The organism is Bacteriovorax sp. HI3, from assembly GCF_059738875.1.
Window position 1 is genome coordinate 27,294 of record NZ_AP026946.1, and the last position, 20,593, is coordinate 47,886.

17 protein-coding genes and 3 tRNA genes are annotated in these 20,593 nt (G+C 41.4%); 18 read left to right on the forward strand and 2 right to left on the reverse strand.

Annotation, left to right across the window (positions count from 1 at the left end; genetic code table 11):
- Window positions 1-18: 18 nt before the first annotated feature.
- The 14 genes from nuoL (AC6JA8_RS00125) (at window position 19) to AC6JA8_RS00190 (ending at window position 15,980) form a co-directional block, all read left to right on the forward strand.
- Entirely contained in the window at window positions 19-2,184 is a 2,166-nt protein-coding gene (nuoL, locus tag AC6JA8_RS00125; protein ID WP_497975229.1) for an NADH-quinone oxidoreductase subunit L, read from the forward strand.
- Window positions 2,185-2,221: 37 nt separating this feature from the next.
- Window positions 2,222-3,754, forward strand: a complete 1,533-nt coding sequence (locus tag AC6JA8_RS00130; RefSeq protein WP_102241835.1) for a complex I subunit 4 family protein — start codon at window positions 2,222-2,224, stop codon at window positions 3,752-3,754.
- A gap of 25 nt (window positions 3,755-3,779) precedes the next feature.
- A complete protein-coding gene (locus tag AC6JA8_RS00135) occupies window positions 3,780-5,246 on the forward strand; it encodes an NADH-quinone oxidoreductase subunit N (protein ID WP_497975230.1) in 1,467 nt (488 codons plus the stop codon).
- A 20-nt stretch (window positions 5,247-5,266) separates the two neighbouring features.
- Window positions 5,267-5,626 carry an NADH-quinone oxidoreductase subunit A gene (locus AC6JA8_RS00140; protein WP_102241837.1) on the forward strand — a complete coding sequence of 120 codons (360 nt, stop codon included), beginning with the start codon at window positions 5,267-5,269 and terminating at the stop codon, window positions 5,624-5,626.
- A gap of 1 nt (window position 5,627) precedes the next feature.
- Window positions 5,628-6,677, forward strand: coding sequence for an NADH-quinone oxidoreductase subunit NuoH (nuoH, locus tag AC6JA8_RS00145; RefSeq protein ID WP_497975231.1), 1,050 nt, complete (start codon window positions 5,628-5,630; stop codon window positions 6,675-6,677).
- A 2-nt stretch (window positions 6,678-6,679) separates the two neighbouring features.
- Window positions 6,680-7,198 carry an NADH-quinone oxidoreductase subunit J family protein gene (locus AC6JA8_RS00150; RefSeq protein ID WP_102241839.1) on the forward strand — a complete coding sequence of 173 codons (519 nt, stop codon included), beginning with the start codon at window positions 6,680-6,682 and terminating at the stop codon, window positions 7,196-7,198.
- Window positions 7,191-7,487, forward strand: coding sequence for an NADH-quinone oxidoreductase subunit NuoK (gene nuoK / locus AC6JA8_RS00155; RefSeq protein WP_102241840.1), 297 nt, complete (start codon window positions 7,191-7,193; stop codon window positions 7,485-7,487). The genes AC6JA8_RS00150 and nuoK overlap by 8 nt, the downstream gene beginning before the upstream one ends.
- A gap of 8 nt (window positions 7,488-7,495) precedes the next feature.
- Entirely contained in the window at window positions 7,496-9,481 is a 1,986-nt protein-coding gene (nuoL, locus tag AC6JA8_RS00160; RefSeq protein WP_497975232.1) for an NADH-quinone oxidoreductase subunit L, read from the forward strand.
- A 14-nt stretch (window positions 9,482-9,495) separates the two neighbouring features.
- Window positions 9,496-10,980, forward strand: coding sequence for a complex I subunit 4 family protein (locus tag AC6JA8_RS00165; protein WP_497975233.1), 1,485 nt, complete (start codon window positions 9,496-9,498; stop codon window positions 10,978-10,980).
- A gap of 1 nt (window position 10,981) precedes the next feature.
- Entirely contained in the window at window positions 10,982-12,364 is a 1,383-nt protein-coding gene (locus AC6JA8_RS00170) for an NADH-quinone oxidoreductase subunit N (RefSeq protein ID WP_142410268.1), read from the forward strand.
- Window positions 12,365-12,374: 10 nt separating this feature from the next.
- A complete protein-coding gene (locus AC6JA8_RS00175; RefSeq protein WP_497975234.1) occupies window positions 12,375-15,596 on the forward strand; it encodes a tetratricopeptide repeat protein in 3,222 nt (1,073 codons plus the stop codon).
- Window positions 15,597-15,649: 53 nt separating this feature from the next.
- Window positions 15,650-15,737: transfer RNA gene (locus tag AC6JA8_RS00180), tRNA-Ser, on the forward strand.
- Window positions 15,738-15,782: 45 nt separating this feature from the next.
- Window positions 15,783-15,874 (forward strand) — tRNA-Ser (locus AC6JA8_RS00185).
- Window positions 15,875-15,903: 29 nt separating this feature from the next.
- Window positions 15,904-15,980, forward strand: a tRNA-Arg gene (locus AC6JA8_RS00190).
- Window positions 15,981-16,047: 67 nt separating this feature from the next.
- On the opposite strand, the gene AC6JA8_RS00195 is transcribed toward AC6JA8_RS00190, so the two are convergent.
- Complete coding sequence (locus AC6JA8_RS00195) at window positions 16,048-16,206, reverse strand: hypothetical protein (RefSeq protein ID WP_497975235.1); 159 nt, start codon at window positions 16,204-16,206, stop codon at window positions 16,048-16,050.
- A 49-nt stretch (window positions 16,207-16,255) separates the two neighbouring features.
- Window positions 16,256-16,660, reverse strand: a complete 405-nt coding sequence (locus tag AC6JA8_RS00200) for a DoxX family protein (RefSeq protein WP_497975236.1) — start codon at window positions 16,658-16,660, stop codon at window positions 16,256-16,258.
- 177 nt (window positions 16,661-16,837) lie between these two features.
- On the opposite strand from AC6JA8_RS00200, the gene AC6JA8_RS00205 reads away from it, so the two are divergent.
- The 4 genes from AC6JA8_RS00205 (at window position 16,838) to AC6JA8_RS00220 (ending at window position 20,531) form a co-directional block, all read left to right on the forward strand.
- Window positions 16,838-17,725, forward strand: a complete 888-nt coding sequence (locus AC6JA8_RS00205; protein ID WP_497975237.1) for a hypothetical protein — start codon at window positions 16,838-16,840, stop codon at window positions 17,723-17,725.
- Between the two features lie 83 nt (window positions 17,726-17,808).
- Window positions 17,809-18,432, forward strand: a complete 624-nt coding sequence (locus tag AC6JA8_RS00210; RefSeq protein ID WP_497975238.1) for a hypothetical protein — start codon at window positions 17,809-17,811, stop codon at window positions 18,430-18,432.
- Window positions 18,433-19,761 (forward strand): hypothetical protein, encoded by a 1,329-nt coding sequence (locus AC6JA8_RS00215; RefSeq protein WP_497975239.1) that lies wholly within the window; start codon window positions 18,433-18,435, stop codon window positions 19,759-19,761.
- A 137-nt stretch (window positions 19,762-19,898) separates the two neighbouring features.
- Window positions 19,899-20,531: a response regulator transcription factor gene (locus tag AC6JA8_RS00220; RefSeq protein ID WP_497975240.1), complete on the forward strand. Its 633-nt coding sequence runs from the start codon at window positions 19,899-19,901 to the stop codon at window positions 20,529-20,531.
- Window positions 20,532-20,593: the final 62 nt, after the last annotated feature.

Sequence of the window (20,593 nt, forward strand, 5' to 3'; positions counted from 1 at the left end):
AAGAGGATATAGGAAACCATGGATTACACAATTTCAACTGTAGCGCCCATTGTACTACTACCGTTCTTTGCTTTCGTGATTAACGTTTTCTTGGCAAAACGTGTTCCGATCGCGGCAGTAGCACTAAGTACGTTGGCAATTTTCGGTTCATTTATTTACGCTTTAAGAATCTTCTTAGATTTTCAAAACGTATATGCTGTTAACTACCACATCCACAAAGTTTTCACTTGGTTTGACTTAAGTGCCGGTGAACACCTGTTTAAAGTAAACATGGGTATCTATATAGATAACATGACAGCAACTATGCTTTTAATGGTTACTGCTGTTGCGACCCTGATCCATGTTTTCTCAACTTGGTACATGCACGATGATGCGCGTTTTGCCCGCTTCTTCGTTTATATGTCTCTCTTTACTTCAGCGATGCTTGGGCTTGTTGTTTCAGACAACCTGCTTTCAGTGTTCATCTTCTGGGAGTTAATGGGATTCTGTTCTTACTCACTAATCGGTTTCTACTACGAGAAAGAAGGTGCCGGAAACGCTTCAATGAAAGCTTTCATGACAACAAGAGTTGGGGACGTTTTCTTCCTAATGGGTATCCTTATTATTTGGGTTATCGTTGGAAACACAACTTTCGTAGACCTTTATGCAGCTATCGGAGCTGGTAAATTCGGCGGAACTTTCGACGTCTTTGGCCTGTCTCTTCCAATCGCTACAATCGGAGCTCTTTGTATCTTCGCTGGTACAATGGGTAAATCAGCTCAGTTCCCAATCCACGTTTGGTTACCAGATGCGATGTTTGGACCGACTCCATGTTCGGCCCTAATCCACGCTGCGACAATGGTTGCTGCCGGAGTTTACCTTTCACTAAGAGTTTTCCCACTTATGGAAGTTGGACATATCACAATGTTCATCGCTTACATCGGTGCTATCACAGCTTTCGGAGCTGCTACAATCGCCCTGATTCAGACGGATCTAAAAGCGGTTCTTGCTTACTCAACAATTTCTCAGCTTGGTTACATGGTTATTGGTATCGGTGTTGGTTCATACAACGCTGCTTTCATGCACTTAATTACTCACGCTGTTTTCAAAGCATGTCTATTCCTTTCAGCTGGTTCAGTTATCCACTCAATCCACTGCCAAGAAATGCCACAGATGGGTGGTCTTCGTAAGAAGCTTCCATACACATTCTTCGCAATGCTACTTTGCTGTTTCGCGATTGCCGGAGTTCCGTTCTTCTCTGGATTCGTATCTAAAGATAGAATCCTTGGTGACGCTCTTGTAATGGCCCTTGATAACAAAGCTTATATCCCGGTAGCTCTACTTGGATTTGGTGGTGCACTTCTGACAGCTTTCTACATGTTCAGAATGCTGTTCTTAACTTTCTTCGGAGAGCCACGCGATCACCACATTTACGACCACGCTCATGATGAACACATTGGATGGAACTCAAACGTTCCTCTATTAATCCTTTCTGTGTTTACACTTGGTCTATTCTACTCTGGGTCTTTCACAGGTCAGGGAGAAGTAAACGTTTTCGGATCAAAATACGAATGGTTCCAGACTCTAATTCATAAGCCAGAAGTCGCTCACCTAGAGCACTTCGCTCATTACGAAAAAGAAGATTTCGGAACAACTGATACACGTGACAAAGTTGAGCTTCCAAAAGCAGCTTACGATGCTAACCACGGAATGGATGAGCACAGAGCTCACCACGTTCACCTGGTTCACAAAATCGGTGCTGTTATGTCAATCATTATCGCTTTCGCGGGGATCTTCATCGCTTACTCAATGTACGTGAAGAAAACTCTTAACCCAGGATGGTGGGCAGAGACATTTTCTGGCTGGAGAAGAGCTCTTCAAGGCAAGTATTACTTCGACGACCTTTATATCGGAAAAATCATTCAAAAAGGACTTGTTCCATTCAATGCGCTTCTGGCGAAGTTTGACTGGGACTTCTACGATGCAATGGTTATCGATGGAACTGCGGTTCTTAACCGTTGGGCCTATAACATTTCTCGTTGGATCGACAACAACATCGTCGACAGCGGAATGGTTGATGGAACAGGGGCAAGTGTTCGTTTAATGAACGTTCTACTTCGCACGCTTCAATCTGGACGAGTGCAATTGTACTTTGTAGTCCTGGTTGTTGTATTAGCTAGCTACGTTTTAACATTAAGATTTTAGTTTTTTTATATAGTAACTTTTCTCAGGGAGATAACCGGTGGCCGGTTCAAATTTATTAAGTTGGATTCTGTGGATGCCTATGTTGGGAGTTCTTGGTGTATTACTTATGCCAAAGGACAAAACTACTTGGATTAAGAGTTGGGCACTTATCAACACTGTTATTACGTTTGCTCTTACTTTAGTACTATACTGTAAGTTCGATCAGACTCAGGCAGGAATGCAAAATGCATTTAACATTGCGATCCCATGGATTTCGCAATTTAACATTTTCTACCGCCTTGGTGTGGATGGGATCTCACTTCCGATGGTTCTCCTTACTGGATTACTATTCATGCTGTGTATCCTTTCTTCATGGACGCAGATCAAGAAATCAATCAAAGCATACTTTGCTCTACTTCTACTTCTTCAGTCGACAGTATTCGGGGTATTCTTCGCACTAGATTTCTTCCTATTCTACGTTTACTGGGAAGTAATGCTAATTCCAATGTTCTTCCTTATCGGGGTATGGGGTGGAGAAAACAGAGAATACGCTGCTGTTAAATTCTTCCTTTATACATTCTTTGGATCGATCTTAATGCTTGTTGGTATCGTTGCTCTTTACTTTGCAACTAACCAATCAGTTGATTCATTCAATATCCTTGCTCTTTCAGGCGGGAAGTTCTCTCAACTTACAGTTACTATTTTCGGCCAGACATTATCGTTTGCTAAACTTTTCTTCATCTTTATGTTTGTTGGGTTTGCAATCAAAGTTCCGGTTTTCCCTTTCCACACTTGGTTACCACACGCTCACGTACAAGCTCCAACAGCGATCTCAGTTATCCTGGCAGGGGTTCTACTAAAGATGGGTACATACGGATTCCTAAGAATCGCGTTCCCAATCTTCCCTGAAGCGGCTAAATATTTCTCTACTGCAATCGCATGGCTTGGATTAATTAACGTTATCTACGGTGCTCTATGTGCGATGGCCCAGAACGATGTGAAGAAACTTATCGCTTACTCTTCAGTATCTCACATGGGATTCGTAATGCTTGGACTTGCAGCAATGACTGTTCAAGGTGTTAACGGAGCGGTTCTTCAGATGTTCAACCACGGTACATCAACAGCTATGATGTTCTTCATGATCGGTCTTCTATACGAAAGATCTCACCACAGATGGATCGTTAAGCCAGATGGATCACGTGGATACGGCGGACTTTATACACAACTTCCAGTTTACTCGATCATCTTCATCATCGGTATGTTCGCATCTATGGGACTTCCAGGACTTTCAGGGTTTATCTCTGAAGCCCTTATCTTCCTAGGGATCTACCAACGTTTCACAACTATCACGGTTCTTGCACTATTTGGTCTTCTTATTGGTGCTGCTTACCTTCTATGGATGTTCAAGAGAATGTTCTTCGGAGAAGTTAACCCTGAAGTTAAAGAATACGAAGATATGACTAAGCTTGAAGTGTTTTACATGCTTCCACTTTGTGTTGCTGTAATCCTGTTTGGTATCTGGCCTTCGCCAATCCTGAACATTATGAAAGCTTCAGTAGGACAACTGGTTTCGTTACTAGCAACTTTCTAGTTAAAGATTAGATTAGGATAAAGAGATGCATTTAAATTATTTGGCAAATATCGGTCGTTATGTTCCAGAAGTTATTCTGGTGCTTTTAATGGTTGGCCTTATTATTCTTGAAACGACTTATAAGGAAGATGAAAAGAATAGAAGATATATCTTCATCACGAGCATGATCGGACTTGTGGCGACTTTCGCTGCACTTCTGGCAAACCTTGGTGGAAAAGCAGAAGCAATCTTCAGCAACGCGGTTGTGATTGATGACTTCTCTACTCTTCTAAAGATGGTGATGGTTCTTGGAACAATCGCAGCTATCTACCTAAGCCGTTTTTCAAGAGACATTTACGAAACTCTTAAAACAGAGTTCTCGATTATGGCAGTTGGTATCCTTATCGGAGGATTCCTTCTGGCTTCAGCCAACAATATGCTGACTCTTTATATCGGTATCGAAACACTTTCGATCCTTTCATATGTAATGGCCTCGTTCAAAAAGAACGACGAGAGATCAAGCGAAGCAGGTCTTAAGTACGCTCTTTACGGTGGGGTTTCAGCAGGTATCATGCTTTTTGGTATGTCACATATCTTCGGTGTTCTTGGAACAATCCAGTTTGCTGGTGTTGCAAAAATGATCCCGACGTTAACGACAGCTCAACTTGCGATCATCATGCCTTCATTTGTTCTTTTCTTTGCTGGTATCGGATACAAGATTGCATCTGTTCCTTTCCACATGTGGTCACCAGATGTTTACGAAGGTTCACCTACTCCGGTTACAACGTTCTTTGCTATCGTTCCAAAACTAGCAGGGATTGCAGTTCTTATCAGAATCTCGGCTACTTTCTTCACAGTAGATTCAACTCTAAAAATTGGATGGGTTGGGTTAATGCTGGTGATTTCAGCACTTACTATGACAGTTGGTAACGTAACAGCTATCGGGCAAAAATCAGTTAAGAGAATGCTGGCTTATTCATCAATCTCTCACGCTGGTGTAATGCTTGCCGGTCTTGTTGTGATCAACGATGTTGGTGTTCGTTCAGTTGTTTTCTACGGAATCACATACCTTTTCATGACTCTTGTTGCTTTCTACATCACAAGCATCGTGCAGGATAAATACGGCAACGATAACTTCGACCGTTTCTCTGGCCTTGCTTTCAGATACCCATTCATGGCCGTGATGATGGCCGTAACTATGTTCTCACTAACTGGTCTTCCACCATTAGCTGGATTCGTAGCGAAGTACAACATCCTGGCTTCACTGGTTGCAACTAAGAACTACACGCTGGCAATCATCCTGGGATTAAACTCAGTTGTGTCAGCTTACTACTACCTGAAGATCGTTCGTCTAATGACTCTTAAACCTCAAGAGTCTGATGAGCAAATCGAAGGTTTCGGATTCTTAAACCAGATGATTATTGTTTCAATGACTCTGCCAATTTTCACACTAGGGATTTTCTGGGAAAGCATTATGTCTCTAGCTGGCAATGCAAAGTTATTCATTCAGTAATTAAAGAGTGGGATTAACTAATGGAATTTTTATCTTTTACAATTTTCTTAATCATCTGCACGGCCCTGGGGCTCGTGCTGATGTTTATTTCAAACTTCCTTGGCCAAAAAGCTAAACAAGTAAGAACCAACGACATTTACGAATCAGGGGTAAACCCGGTTGGAAGTGCCACAAGACAGTACGATATTAAGTTCTATCTTACAGCGATCATGTTCCTTCTATTCGACGTGGAAATTGTGTTCCTTCTTCCGTGGGCACTTGCTTATAACAATGCAAGCAACCTTGGTTTTATGGTGGCGGGATTTATCTTTTTCATGGCCGTCTTACTAGTTGGATACATCTTTGTTATCAATTCAAAAGCGCTAGAGTGGGAAAAATAAGATGTTAGAAACGATTCTTGAAATATTAGTCAAAACTGTAATCATCCTGGGTCTTCCCCTGGGTGCACTACCGCTTATTATTCACGTAGAAAGAAGAGGCGCGGCCTTCATCCAAAGAAGACTTGGACCAAACCGTGTTGGACCGTTCGGACTTCTTCAGCCACTTGCTGACGTTGCGAAGTTCATGTTCAAAGAAGAAGTTTATCCTTCTCACGTTCGTCCGTTCTTCTACCCGGCAGCTCCACTAGTTGCTCTGGTTGTAGCACTTCTTCCACTTGCATGTATTCCTGTTGCAGCACCTTTTGAAGCTTTCGGAATCACAATTTTCCCGGAAGTTTTTAGAAGTGACATGGGGATCTTCTTTGCTTTTGCTGTTTCAGCTCTTGGGTCTTATGGGATTCTTCTTGCTGGATGGGCATCAAACAACAAGTACTCAATGCTTGGTGCACTTCGTGCCTGTGCACAGATGGTTTCATACGAACTTTCACTTTCAGCAGCTCTTGTTGCAATGATCTTCGTTTACGGAACTAATGACATCCACGTGATGGTTGAAGCTCAAACTGGTTACTGGTTTGGATTCCTGCCAAAGTGGGGTGTGTTCATGCAACCACTTGCATGTCTTCTATTCCTTGTAGGTATCTTTGCTGAATCAAACCGTCTTCCATTCGACCTTGCAGAAGGTGAATCAGAGATCGTTGCAGGTTTCCACTTAGAGTACTCTTCAATGAAATTTGCGATCTTCTTCATGGCGGAATATATCCACATGATCGCACTTTCGATGATCTTCATTATTCTTTTCTTCGGTGGATACAGTCTGCTTCCAGGTATGGATTTAATCCCGACTTCATCGCCGTTTGTCCTTCCAATTCTTCAGATGGTTTCTTTAATTACTAAAGTTGCTCTGATGATCTGGTTCTTCGTATGGGTTCGTTGGACATTCCCAAGATTCCGTTACGATCAATTAATGCACTTAGGATGGGAGCGTTTATTACCATTAGGGCTTGTTAACCTTATTGTAACTGTTCTCTTTGTATATTTTAGGAATCAATAATTATGGCAACTGATATTCTACTGACCATCGTTACGATGGTGTTTGCTCTTTTAGTAGTTTTTTCAAAAAGAACGGTTGTAGCCGCTCTTTCACTCCTGATGACATTAGTTTGTATCGGGATGATTTACTTCCAATTAGGGACTGTATTTCTTGCAGCTATCCAGGTTCTGGTTAACGCCGGTGCGATCGCGATTCTTTTCGTATTCGTAATGATGCTTATCAACCTTGAGCAATTTCAAAATAACCGTGAAAGAGGAAAAGTGAAGCTGATCGTAGCTGGTGTCACTGTCCTGGTTATCCTTGGTGTGTTTGCTCTTATCGTAAACAACAACATTGAGGTTCTAACAACAGTTAACCTTACTGATAATTCAATGAAGTCACTGTTTGATAAACTTTTCTCGGTTTATTACCTGCCGTTTGAAATGGCGACAGTTCTTCTTTTAGCCGCTCTGGTTGCGTGTGTAGTGATTACTGGTCACGAAAAAGCTGTTAAGCACGAGCAGGAGGAAGCAAATGAGTAGTATTTATTATTACCTGGCCGGGTTTTTATTCACTCTTGGTCTTTTAGGTACAATCTTTAAAAAAGACTTAATCTCTATCCTTCTATGTCTTGAACTTATGATGGGTGCAGTTGGTCTTTTAACCATTCTTTTTTCTCGTTCGACTGGATTATTAGAATCTCAAATCCTGGTTTTCTTCATGATCATCGTGTCGGCATGTGAAGTTGCGATCGGCTTAAGCTTAATCATCGCGCTTTATAGAAAGAAGCAAACAATTTATACAGACGATATTAAAATCATAACCGAGTAAGAGTTCTTATGTACGAAAACTATCTGGCGCTGATTCCTTTCTTTCCTTTACTGGCATTCTTACTTAACTCTGCTTTGATTAGAAATAAGTTAAATAATGTACAGGCCGGTATCATTACTTTCCTATCACTGTTTATTTCGTTCATCTTAGTTGTCATGACGTCGCTTCATGTTCTAAAGAACGGGCCAGTGACGGTTCACCTATGGCAGTGGATGCAATACGGGGATATCAAATTTGATATCGCATTCGTAATGGACGAACTTGCTGTCATCCTGAGCTTAATGGTTACAGGGATCGGTAGTGCGATTGCTTTCTTCTCGATTGGTTATATGGACCACGAGGAAAAAGTTGGAAAGTTCTTTGCGTTCTTTGCACTGTTTGCTTTCTCAATGCTTCTTCTTGTTCACGGTGAGAACTTCCTTGTTCTTTTCATGGGATGGGAAGGTGTCGGTCTATCTTCTTACCTTCTAATTGGTTTCTGGTATGAACATACTAAAAACGGTAATGCTGCTAAAAAAGCTTTCCTTGCTAACCGCGTGGGAGACTTTGGTCTAGTTCTTGGGATGATCGGGTTTGCACTTGTGTTCAACACTCTATCTTTCAAAGATCTTCAGCACCCAGATATGAGCATCATCCTGGCAAACAAAGAAATCCTCATTGCTTCAAGCTTACTTCTAGTTCTTGGTGCTTGTGGTAAGTCAGCTCAGATTCCTTTATTCATCTGGCTTCCAGATGCGATGATGGGTCCAACTCCAGTTTCGGCCCTAATGCACGCGGCGACGATGGTTACAGCTGGTATCTTCATGCTTTGCCGTGTTTCAAACGTTATTGTTCACTTCCCTGTTGTTCTTGATGTGATCGCATGGATCGGAGCTCTAACAGCTCTACTTGCTTCACTCATTGCCATCACTCAAACAGATATTAAGAAGATCCTTGCTTACTCAACTGTTTCTCAACTTGGGTACATGATCTTAGCTTGTGGTGTTGGTGCATTCTCAACAGGTATGTTCCACGTTTTCACACACGCTTTCTTTAAAGCTCTTCTATTCCTTTGTGCTGCTTCTGTTATTTACGGATGTCATCACGAACAAAACATCTTTAAGATGGGTGGACTTAAGAAGAAAATGCCAATTACTTTCTGGACGTTCACTGTTGGATTCCTGGCAATTGCCGGTATCCCAGGGTTCTCTGGATTCTTCTCTAAAGATGAAATTTTAGCGATGGCCCTAACTAATCCAGGAAACGGTGTTTGGTTATACTCTGTTGCTCTAATCACAGCTCTACTAACAGCTTTCTATATGATGAGAATGTTAGTTCTTGTTTTCATCGTTGAACCAGCTAAGCATGACGATCACCATGATCACCACGCTCACGCTAAACACGATGACCATGGACACGACGATCACGGACACCATGAAATCCATGAGTCTCCAAGTGTAATGACTGTTCCACTAATCATCCTTGCTATCTGTTCGTTTGCGGCCGGATATGTTGGTCTTCCACACGCTCTAAGCCACGAACACGCTCGTCTTTTCCAGGAATTCCTGGAAAGATTCGTAGCTAAGACAGAAGGACACGCTCACCTTTCAGCTCAAACTGAATTTATCATGATGGGTGTAACAACTGTTCTGATCCTTTGTTCAATGGGGCTGGCTTACTACATCTACGTGAAGAATGATCACAACAAGATGAGAGACAGCCTAAAAGCGAAGTTCCTTACTCTTTGGACAATCAGCTCAACGAAATTCAAAGTTGATGAGTTCTATGAACTAGCGATCATTAAGCCTCTTTACCAAATCGGCCACTTCCTGGTTGATGTTATTGAAGCACACGTGATCAACGGGATTGTCAAACTTGTAACGAAAGCAACAACTGAAGGTGGTCATCTATTAGATGACAACAAGCCAGAAAAACTGGAAATGGGAATCCTTTACATCGTTATTGGATTAGCAGTTGTTCTGACAGTAATTTTTAACGCATTTATTTTTAGATAAAAATTGGATTTAAAATGGATCAATTATTTCTTATTAAATTTTTAATTCCTCTCATTTGGGCGATCGGTTTTATGTTCGCACCTAAAAACAATGAGAAGTCTGTAAAACTTCTGGCCCTTATCGGTTCTCTTGTAACTCTTGCTTACTCAGTTAAGATGTTCATCGACCTACCGGACACTGGAGTTTTAACAACTCTATTCAAATTTGATATGCCACTGTTTTTCAACATGTCATACACATTTGCAATGGACGGTCTAAGTGGACTACTGCTTCTTCTTAATGCATTCCTTCTTCTTATTGTTGTCATTACAACTTGGGACATTAAGACTGATAAGCTTCGTCTTTATTACTTCCTTCTGTTTTTATTAACATGGGCAGTAAACGGATCACTTCTTTCGACTTCACTTTATGGCTTCTACATTTTCTGGGAAGTTATGCTAATTCCTCTATTCATCTTAGTAGGAGTTTTTGGTGGAGAGAATCGTCGTTACGCTTCTTTCAAGTTCTTCATGATGACAGCGGCAGGATCAATCCTGATGCTAGCGTCTATGTGTTACATGTCGGCACTTGCGTATAAGTTCAACGGTTCATACGACCTGAACTACGAAATCATTAAGTCTCTTGGATTAAAATACGACGGGTTTTTATCACCTCAGTCTTTAATCTTCTGGTCTTTCTCGATTGCTTTCTTCTTAAAAGTTCCAGTTTTCCCATTCCACTCATGGTTACCAGATGCTCACGTTGAAGCGCCAACTGCAGGTTCAATCATCCTGGCCGGTATTCTTCTAAAGCTTGGTATCTACGGTTTCCTTCGTTTTGTTATCCCACTATTCCCGGAAGCAGTTGATGCTAACCGCGATATCGTTCTTTACTTAGGTGCGATCGGGGTTATCTACGGAGCACTGACGGCATGGGTACAAAAAGATATTAAAAAGCTCGTAGCTTTCTCTTCTATCTCGCACATGGGTTACATCATCATGGGTATTTTCTCGCAAAACCCATTTGCTGTTAAAGGAGCCATCTTCCAGATGATCGCTCACGGTATCTCGACACCGGGTCTCTTCATCGGAGTTCACTACCTTTATACGAGAACTCACACTAAGAAACTTGATATGTACGGAGGCATCGCTTCTGTTATGCCAAAGTTTGCCATTTTATTTTTCATCATCACGGCAGGTTCAATGGCCGTTCCAATGACTTGTGGATTCGTAGGTGAATTCATGGTGATCATGGGAACTTACCAGGTGAACAAAGTGGTAGCGGTTTTAGCTGCAACAGGGATCATGTTGTCGCCAATCTATCTTCTAAAGATGTACCACTTAACAGCTCTTGGTGAAATGAAACACGAAGAAAACAAGTCGCTTAAAGATATCTCTCTTCTTGAAGCGACTCCACTTCTAGTGCTTTCGATCCTGACAATCGTTTTTGGTTTATACCCACAAGCGGTTATGTCACTTTTTGACGGGACAATTAATTTCTTTGTAAATAAAGGTTTATAAGATGGAAAACTTAACATTCGTTCAAAACGTTTTAATCTTCCTTGCTCTCAATGCGGTAGCTCTTCTGTGTTTGAATGTTAAAAACAACGGAAAATATATTTCATTCGGGGCGACGCTGATTTCGGCGATCACTTTCTTTGCGATGCTTTTTAGCTCAAGCTCTTTTACTCTGAGTGAGCTTTTTAGCCTTGAAGGAAACAAGATTTTGCTTCTAAAGATCGTCTCAGTTCTAAACGTGCTGATGATCTTAATCAACGGTTACCACTCACTAGAAAAAGTTAAGAACTCAGTTCTTATGAGCTTTATGTTCCTTGGTGGGGTTTTCCTTCTTGGTGCTAATGACCTGATGACTTTTTACGTAGCTCTAGAAACGATTGCCCTTGTTGGTTACGCTCTAGTGGCAACGTCTGATCTTGAGAACTCTCGCGAAGCTGCGGTTAAGTATCTTATCCAAGGTGCGGTTGTTTCAGTTATCTTCTTATTAGGTGTAGCTTTCTACTTAGGTGCAACAAACGGTCTGAGCCTTGTTGGCGTAACTGTTGTGAACCAGGAATTCTACGCAATCGCTATCGGGATCTTCATCCTGACAGCTTGTTTTAAGCTTGGTGCTTTCCCATTCCACGCTTGGATTGCTGATGTTTACTCAAACGTTACACTTGGTAACCTTGCAACGAACTTCTTCATCTCAAAAATCATTATCGGATTTAAGTTCATTACAATGCTTCAAATCCTTCTGCTTGATAGCGAACCTGGATTCAACGATTATCTAGTTCGCATTGTTCAGGTGATCGCAGTTGCTTCTGCTTTCTACGGAAACATTATCGCTGTTGTTCAAGGACAGTTTAAAAGAATCATCGCTTATTCATCAGTAGCTCATACGGGTTACATGTTAATGATGATTTGTTTAAACCCAGATGAAGCTCTGGAAATCCAACTAATCAGCTACCTTGTTATCTACTCTCTAACAGCAACTGGGGTGATCCTAATACTGAACCAATTTGCTGGATTAAATAAGAACAGAGATGGGCGCGAGATTCTAAAATCAGGCTTCTACCGCAATAAAGGCCTAGCAATCATGTTGGTTGTTTTCGTTCTGAGTCTTGGGGGGATTCCGCTGACTTCAGGTTTTGCCATGAAGTACATGCTATTTACTAACTATTTCAGAGAAGGCTTCACTCTAGAGGCAACTTCTATCTTCATTAGCTCGATTGTCGGTCTTGCCTACTACATCCGCTTCGTAAGTGACCTGTTCACTGAAGACGAGGAGAAGAAAGGTCTGCCTGCAATAAAAACCAGATTCAGCGAATCGCTGGTTCATGTTATCATTTTAGTGTCTATCTTCACGATCGGAATTGCTCCGTCACTCTTTTTAGGGTTGAAGTAGACAGGATGTAATGAGCGTAAAGTACAGGATCCGCCTAAAAAACGAGCGGGTCATTGGACCTTTTTCAACTGAAGAAATCGGTGAATTATTTTTAAAGGGTCATATTGCTGGCACAGAGCTGTGCCAGCTGTTTCCTATTGGCGACTGGAAACCTCTTTCAAACTTCCAGGACCTTCACACTCTAATCAAAAAACTTGATGCAAAAAATCTCAAGGTCAATGACGAACCCACAGCATCTGTACCTGAGAATGCTAAAAAAGAATTAACCAAAACTGGCCTTCCTGTAAAAAAGGACACCACCCAGGCACAACAAACTTTTAACGAATTCAAATTCGGCAAAGACGTTAAGATCGACGTTAACTACGCCGAGCTCGAAAGAAAATACCAGGCCCAAAATCCAGATGCACCTTATGAAGACGGGATGGAAAAGACTGTCGTCATTAACAGAAAGGCCCTGGCCCCAAAAACTCAGGATTTGGAAAAGACGGTTGTCGTTCAAAGATTTGAGCCGCCAAAACCTGAGGTTAAAAAAGAAGAGCCAAAAGAAACAGTCAAACCTGTTGTTGAATTAAAAGAAGTTGTCCCAGAGCCTTCTCATGAAGAACTGGTCAATGAAAAAACAGAATTCATTAACCTGGCCCACGCTCTTCCCACAATCAATGCCCAGCTTTCAGTTTCAGAAGTTGAGCTTGAGAAGCAGGCAAAGATTGAAGAGAATCTGGAAAAGAAAAGACTTCGCGATCTGCAAGAGATCATGCTTCGAGAACAGGCCGAGCAAGAAGGCCTTGAAGAAGATGAGGTTGAGATCGTTGAAGAGTTCTCACGTGATAAAAAAGAATTCGAGCAACGAGTTGTTGTTAAGAAAAAGAAAAAAGGCCTCTCGATTGTCGCTATGCTGGCGCTCTTGGGTGTGTTTTATTTCTTTTTCATCCAGGAAGAAGAGAAACCTAAATTTACAGGACCTCTGTATTTAGAAATTAAATTCCCTATTCCTGCCCCTGTCGAAAATGTCCCGGCCGCCAATAAAGCACTGGCACAAGCTAGAAATCTCTATTCACAAAACACTTATAAAAATCGTGCACTGGCTTCACAGTTTTACTTAAGCTCTCTACAAAACCGCTTTAGCGGAAATGAGGCGATGGGTGAAATTATCATGACCTATGCTGAACTTTTAGATAACACCAAAGAAAGACACTTATCGGCCAATACACTTTATAAATACATCCAGCTTTCAGAAAGAAAGTTACTGATTGATTTAAGCACAGCAACTGGTACTGCGCTTTTTTATGGAAAGATCGGCAAGTATCAAACAGGTGTCGATATCATTAAAAACTATCTGCGCGCTAAAAGTAAGCCATCGCCGAAGATGCTGGCCTACTATCTTCATTTGCTTACAAATGCGGGCGAATTGGTTGAAGCAAGACAAGCCTATGAGAGTTTAAAGAACATTCCTAAAAAACCTTTTGAAGCTTACTACTATCTGGCGCAATTTGATTTAAACGACGATAAGGTTGGTAGTGCAAAAACAATTATTGAAGAAGGATTAAAATTTTATCCAAACAGTGTTTTGCTTCTTCTTCAATACGCAGATATTTTAATAAAAGAGCAGTCGATTAAGAAATTTGAAGAAGTCCTGACGAAGATCAAAGCTCTTGATTCGGAAAATTCGCCTGAGTTTATGGCGAGCTATTTTAAAGATATGGGTTACCTCGCTGCCTTTAAAAATCAAAATAAAGAGGCCAGCCTTTTCTTCAAAAAGTCACTCGAGTTAAAAGAATCAGATGAATTGCGCGCGACTCTGTCTAAACTTGAAATTGGTGGAGACTCTTTATCCCAGTCGTTGATTTTAGAAAGTAAGGTGATTGGTCTTCTTAAAAAAGCAAAAGAAGAATACCGCTTAAAAAATATCGATACCGCTTTCCAGTTTACGATTGAAGCTGTGGATGCAAACCCGGATTACATTCCGGCCGTATTGTTTCAGGCCGAGTTAAATACTTATAGAGGTTTTTTTGATTCAGCTATCTTTGCCCTTCAGCGCTTAATTGGTGTTCACCAACAAAACAACCAACTAAAAAAAGCATTGGTTGAAACTTTTATCAAGGCCTACAAGTTTGAAGATGCTGATAGCTTGCTAAAAGAAATGGCCCAGACAAAATACGCACAGACTGCAGACTACGCTAATTTAATGGGGCAATACTCAGAAGCTAAACGCAATCCAATCGTCGCTATCAAGTGGTATGATAAAGCTCTTTCTCTCGATCCATTAAGTGATAACAACATGTATAGAATCGCCAAGATTCTTCTTCGCAATAAGCGCTTTCCTGAAGCGAGATCGAGAATCACACGTGCTCTTCAGCTTGATCCAAAGAATGTTTATTACCATGCTTTATATGCGGAAGTTCTTTATGAGCAAGATGGAACGGATACTGCGATTGGATACCTACGCGATATTATCGCTGAACAAGGCGAAGACCCGGTTTTAGTGGCCGCGATTACCACTGCGTATTTTAGAAGTGGTCAGTTAAAAGAATTCCAGGCCTATTATAAAAAAGTTCAGAACATGCCTAAAAAAGATGAGGCCTTTTATGAAGTCCTTATCGCTGCAGCTAAACTTGAAGGCAGAAAAGATGAATACATCACTCATAGCCGTGATCTTCTCAAACTTAATCCAGGGAACTTAAAAGTCCGTATGGATTTAGGTGAATTGTTATTTGATGAGAAACGCTATGATGAGGCGATTTTGGAATTTAGCGAAGTCAAAGACAAGCTTGAATCTTACCCGCGTGTTCACTATCAACTAGCGAGAGTTTATTTAGCTAAAAATGATGTGAAGAAGGCCCGCGAGATGGCAGAAAAAGAATTAGAACTCAATCCAAACCTGGATGCCGCTCATTTTATTATGGGTGAGGTTTTCCGAATCGAAAAAGATTACCGCGAGGCCATTACCAAGTACGAAAAGGCCATCAGTTTAAACCCAAAGTCAGTAGACGCCTTGGTGTCTATGGCCTCAATCAGACTGGGCCAGAACTACGCTAACGAAGCCCTGGAGCTCCTAAATCGTGCCTTAAAGGAAGATGTGAGCAATCCAGCGATCCATAAACTAATGGGTGACGCTTATCGTGCGGCCGGACAAAGAGCGTTGGCCAAAGAAAAATACGAGGATTACCTCAAATTGAACCCTGGGGCCCAGGATAAAGACCTCATTGAGTCATTAATTAGAAATCTAAGATAGATTCCCTCTTGTCTTTTTTGCACATTTCCCTTACTATGGCTTTCTAAATAAGCGGAGGATTGGCAGAGTGGTCGATTGCGGCGGTTTTGAAAACCGTTGAACCGAAAGGTTCCGCAGGTTCGAATCCTGTGTCCTCCGCCACTTTAGTTCTACGATCCCCCGAAAAATTTAGATGATACTTTTGATGGAGACGTGGGAGAGTGGTCTAATCCAGCGCCTTGCTAAGGCGTCGTACCCCGCAAGGGGTACCGTGAGTTCGAATCTCACCGTCTCCGCCACTTTGATCTTTAAAATATTTTTCCTATGCGCAGTCGTAGCTCAGCTGGATAGAGTACTTGACTACGAATCAAGTGGTCGCAGGTTCGACTCCTGCCGATTGCGCCATTTTCTAGATAGATTTTAAAATATTTTCCACCTTACATTTTTAATTAGTTCTGTGAAGGAGTCGAACCTACGAGTTCGCTTGCCCGATCTCTTGAATCCCGTGTTTCAGTTTTTTGATTGCTTCGCTTGCGGGGTAAAAATGCTCGCGCATTTTTTCGGGCAAGTGCCGAATGCGCTCATGCATACTAGAAGGTTTTTTAGAGAGAGCGATGAGCCTGGCGGCCATCGTAGAGGAGAAAGGAGCGCGCCTGGGGGGCGCGGCTCAGGAGAGGAGATTAGTCGATTGCACTGACTTTTGAGGAGAGGGAGTATTTTCCTGCGCCTTGAAAGTAGATGGCGATTGAGGCCAGCAGGAAGAAGATGTTTAACTCATAGGCGATTCCACCGTTTTGATTGAGTGAGAAGAGTTTATCGCTAAAGACTAAGAAGATGGACATGACCATGGTGAAAGCGATGACGAGGGCAGAGAGTCTGGTTTTGTAACCGAGGATGAGAAGTGCGGGGGCCAGGACTTCACCGACGGGGACGCCGAGAGCGATAAATTCTGGGAGGCCGACTTCGGTGAGTTTGAGGCGGATGAAATCATGTCCGTTTATGACTTTATGGATGCCGTGGAAGATCATGAGACCTCCGACGGTGACTCTGAGAATGAGTTTGGCCAGGTTTTCGTTGATGGGCATGGGGTCTCCAGGTGAAGATGTGTACACAAAAAGAAGTCTAGCATCTGGTCTTGTTAATTAAGTCAGGCCGAGGTCAAGAATTGTAAACTCTTGCACGGGGTTTTGGTGTACGCATTTGGTGTTCGCTTCTTTTACAGATGGCTTTGTTAAAATCAAAAGGGCCGATATGATGAGCTCATGAAAACACTATTTATTTTAAGCTCTCTCCTACTTTTTACAGCGTGTTCGACTTATGTTCCGGTTGAGTATCGTTCGGCGGGGGAATTTGCTCTGGCCAAAGGAACGGTGGTGAAGGTTGTTTATCCTGAGACGAACAGCTTCGTTAAAAGTTTAGAAAAGAGTATTGCTGAGGACGGATGGCTTAAATTGGCGAGTGCTAGTGATAAGAAATTTTATGAGCTTTCTTTTGAGGGGATTAAAAGAGACTCGAGAGAAAGTTATTCATCTACATCAGAGCGCGATGGGAAAAAATACAGAACAGTTTCCATGATTGCAGAAGGCTCGGGTGTTTTAATTGTTAAGAGCAGTGATAAAAAAGTTGAAAAGACATTTAGTTTTTCAGGCAGAGGTGACGCTTCATCAGAAAAAGAGATGCCTAAAGATCCTGGGGCTAAAAGCTTAAGGCCGATTTTTAATATGCTTCTTGGGCATGATGAAAAGGCAGAAGCGATGAACTCGCAGAATACTTACGCGACGATGGAAGCGATGGATAACTTAAACATTAATCTGGCCAAAGAAGTCTTGAAGAAAATAACTCCGGCGCCTAAGCTCGTTTCACTTAAAATTGAAGATGATGAAGATGATATGGAAGCGCTTGAGAAATTTATTGATAATAAAGAGTACGACAGCGCGTTTCATTATCTGTCAGGGCTTTTAGAAAAAGGGCCGAGAAGCGATATCTACTACAACCTGGGGATCATCCAGGAGGCCAGACAAAACTACACAGATAATTGTGTGAATTATCAAAAAGCCTACGATCTCTCTTCTAAAGCGTCTTACCTGCAACAGAAGGCCGCTTGTTTATCCCGCCAGGGAGAATTGGCCAAAATTCAATTACTGAACTAATTAAATCAAATTTCTCCGGGAAAGAGGTGTATCCCCCATTTTGGGGGATATGAAAAAAAACAAGAGTCGCTAAGCTTTTAGTTATGAAAAAAACAAATAAAGCAAAGTTTCTAGCATCAACTCTTATTCCTCTATCTCTGTTGCTTACGAGCTGTGGTGACGACAGCAATCAAGCTTCAGGTGGATCAACGGGAGGCGGCGGTACTGGTGGAATTAGCCTAAGCTACAAAAACTCAAGAAATGGCAACGCGCTTGTCTCTCTTGCTAATTCATCATCATTTCCAACTGGCTCAATTACAGCGGCCAACAAGACCAATTTGGGAAGTTTTTATCAAATTAATAGTGATTGTGGTGGGACGAGTATTCCTTTTAGTTTTACTTTAAAAAATAATGGAAGTTCATCATTAAGCGCCACGAATTCACCAGTGGTCACAATTACTGATAATACTGTATATGACTGGGGAACAACGAACTCTGGTGATGTAACATACACTTTAACGACAGCACCAAGTTTTCCTTTAGCGGCCGGAGCAAGTACTGACTTTACCATTACGGTAAGTACGAGCAACAATAGCATCTGCACTTATGGTGAAACAGCTTTTGTTGGTGATGCGACGACTGCTCAAAAATTTGAAGTTGTCGTTCACACGAATGATGCGACTTCGCCGAATTATTCAGTGGACTTCACTTTGTACGGCAACAGTTAATTGATCATCGCATGGCCTACGCATAATCGTGCTAAAAGCGTTTTACGTTCAGTAAAAAGTTTTAAGAATACGAATTTAAAGCTAAATTTTTTTGTTTCAAATACCGGGGAGTCAGAGTTGACTCCCCTTTTTCATTCTGAACACGTTGAAGCAGAATTATGGGAAGGGGAATCCAGGGATAAATGGATAACATTGCTCAAAGAAAACTGCCGCCGCGCTAATGTTAACCCATCATTAATTGATTTTGCTCTTAATCCTTCAGCGCCTAAAGGGGTTATCACCACGGGGGCCAATAGAAATTTTTTATTATTAAAACTTGTTGGTAAAAAATTTATCTCAGTTGATGACGATGTGGTTTTTGAGCCCAGGAGATTAGCACCGGTTGAACTTGGAAACGCGCTTGGAGCTACACCGGGAAATCCCCTATCGACCTTTTATTTTAAAGATCAGCAATCGTTAAATTTGCTAAAAGAAAAATCTGAAAGACTTAAGGACGAAGATTTTCTATCGACACAGATGCAGATGCTCTCTTTTGTTCAAAGCTCTCAGGTCTGCGCGCTCTCTCTTTGTGGGTATTATGGCGATTCTGGTTTTCAGAGTCCGCGTGGAGTTCTTTCATTTGATGAACAATCCATTCATTCGTTGATAAAAAAGGATCAATTCCAAGCGGCCTTAAAGAGTCGTTTGGTTTGGCGTGTGTCTGATAAAGTCCAGGCATTCAAGCATTCTCCGGCCATGTTGATGTGTGCGGGGTTTTCAAATGACTATGAATTACCCCCTTTTTTCCCAATGGGAAGAAATCAGGACGGAGCATATGCCTATGCAGTGAGTGCTTGTTTATCAAATGCCCTTGTTGGGCACTTGAATTTTGCAATTATGCATGCGCCGATTGAGATAAGAAATTATACGGAAGAGTTACCAGACTTAGAGATGCGAATGAACGATGTTATGGTTCTTCTCTGGATAGAGTTTTTAAAAAAGAATGCAGAAAAAAATTATAAGAATGCCGGAGAGTTCTTTTTGGAATTTGCCCAAGAGAAAAATTTTGGTGAAAGATTAGACTCTTTAATTTCACAACATTTCTCAGAAAGAAAACTCAGGTTAGAAGAAAAAATTAAGAGCCTGCAATTAAAAGACAATGACTTTTATCACGACTGGATCAAATTGGCAGTTCAAGAAAAGGCGCTCATAGGTAAAGCATTAGAAAAATCACCAAATCTTCTGCCAATAGAAACAAGTAGCGCATCTTTAGCTGCGGATTGGATTAGGCAGTATGCTGAGCTTCTTCTTAAGTGGAAAGAGATAAGAAGTATTGCCCAAGGTATATAGTAAGGAAATTCCTGGGAAAAAAATTCCGGTATTAGTTAAGTCAAAACCTCGACAACCATAATTTAATATTAAGAATGGAATTTTCCTCATTTCCCCCTCTGTGGGGCCCGAATAGTTTGGCAACAAAGGATGTGGAAATGAACATTTTATTAGTAGATGATGACCAGGATATTGCAGATCATATTATAGTTGGTCTGAATGGTTTTGGTTATACTGTTGAGCATGTCCTAAGTGGTGAAAGAGTCCTTGAGCTGATTAAGAAAAATACTTATGATCTCGTTTTGTTGGATTGGAACATGCCCGGAATGACTGGTTTGGATGTCCTGGCCGAAATTAGGGACTCCTATTTGCCTTCAGAGCTTCCGGTAATCATGGTGACATCAATGAATGAGACAGAAAAAATCGTTTATGCCTTAGACCAAGGATGCAATGACTACATCACCAAACCTATTACTATTGAAACTGTCGCAGCTCGTGTGAAAACACAAATCACTCTTCAGAAACTTCATGAACAGCATACGGCAAAAAATAAGCTTGAAGTTATTAATGAAGTTGTGACAACACTGAATCACGAAATTAACAATCCTCTCTTTATTGCTTTAAACCATATTCGCAAGGCCAACAGGCGCGCTGATTATACACAGTTGGAAAAAGCGGAGAATGCTTTAGTGAGAATTACTAACATAGTAAAACAAATCAGTGATCTAAATACACAAAGTAAAAAAATTTTAAAGAAAGATAAAGTCGTTCATTTAAACAAAGCCGCCTAGACAGTTTCCTTTTTTACTTGGTTTTTAATTAGTCAGTTTTTAATAGGCTTTAAAATTGCATT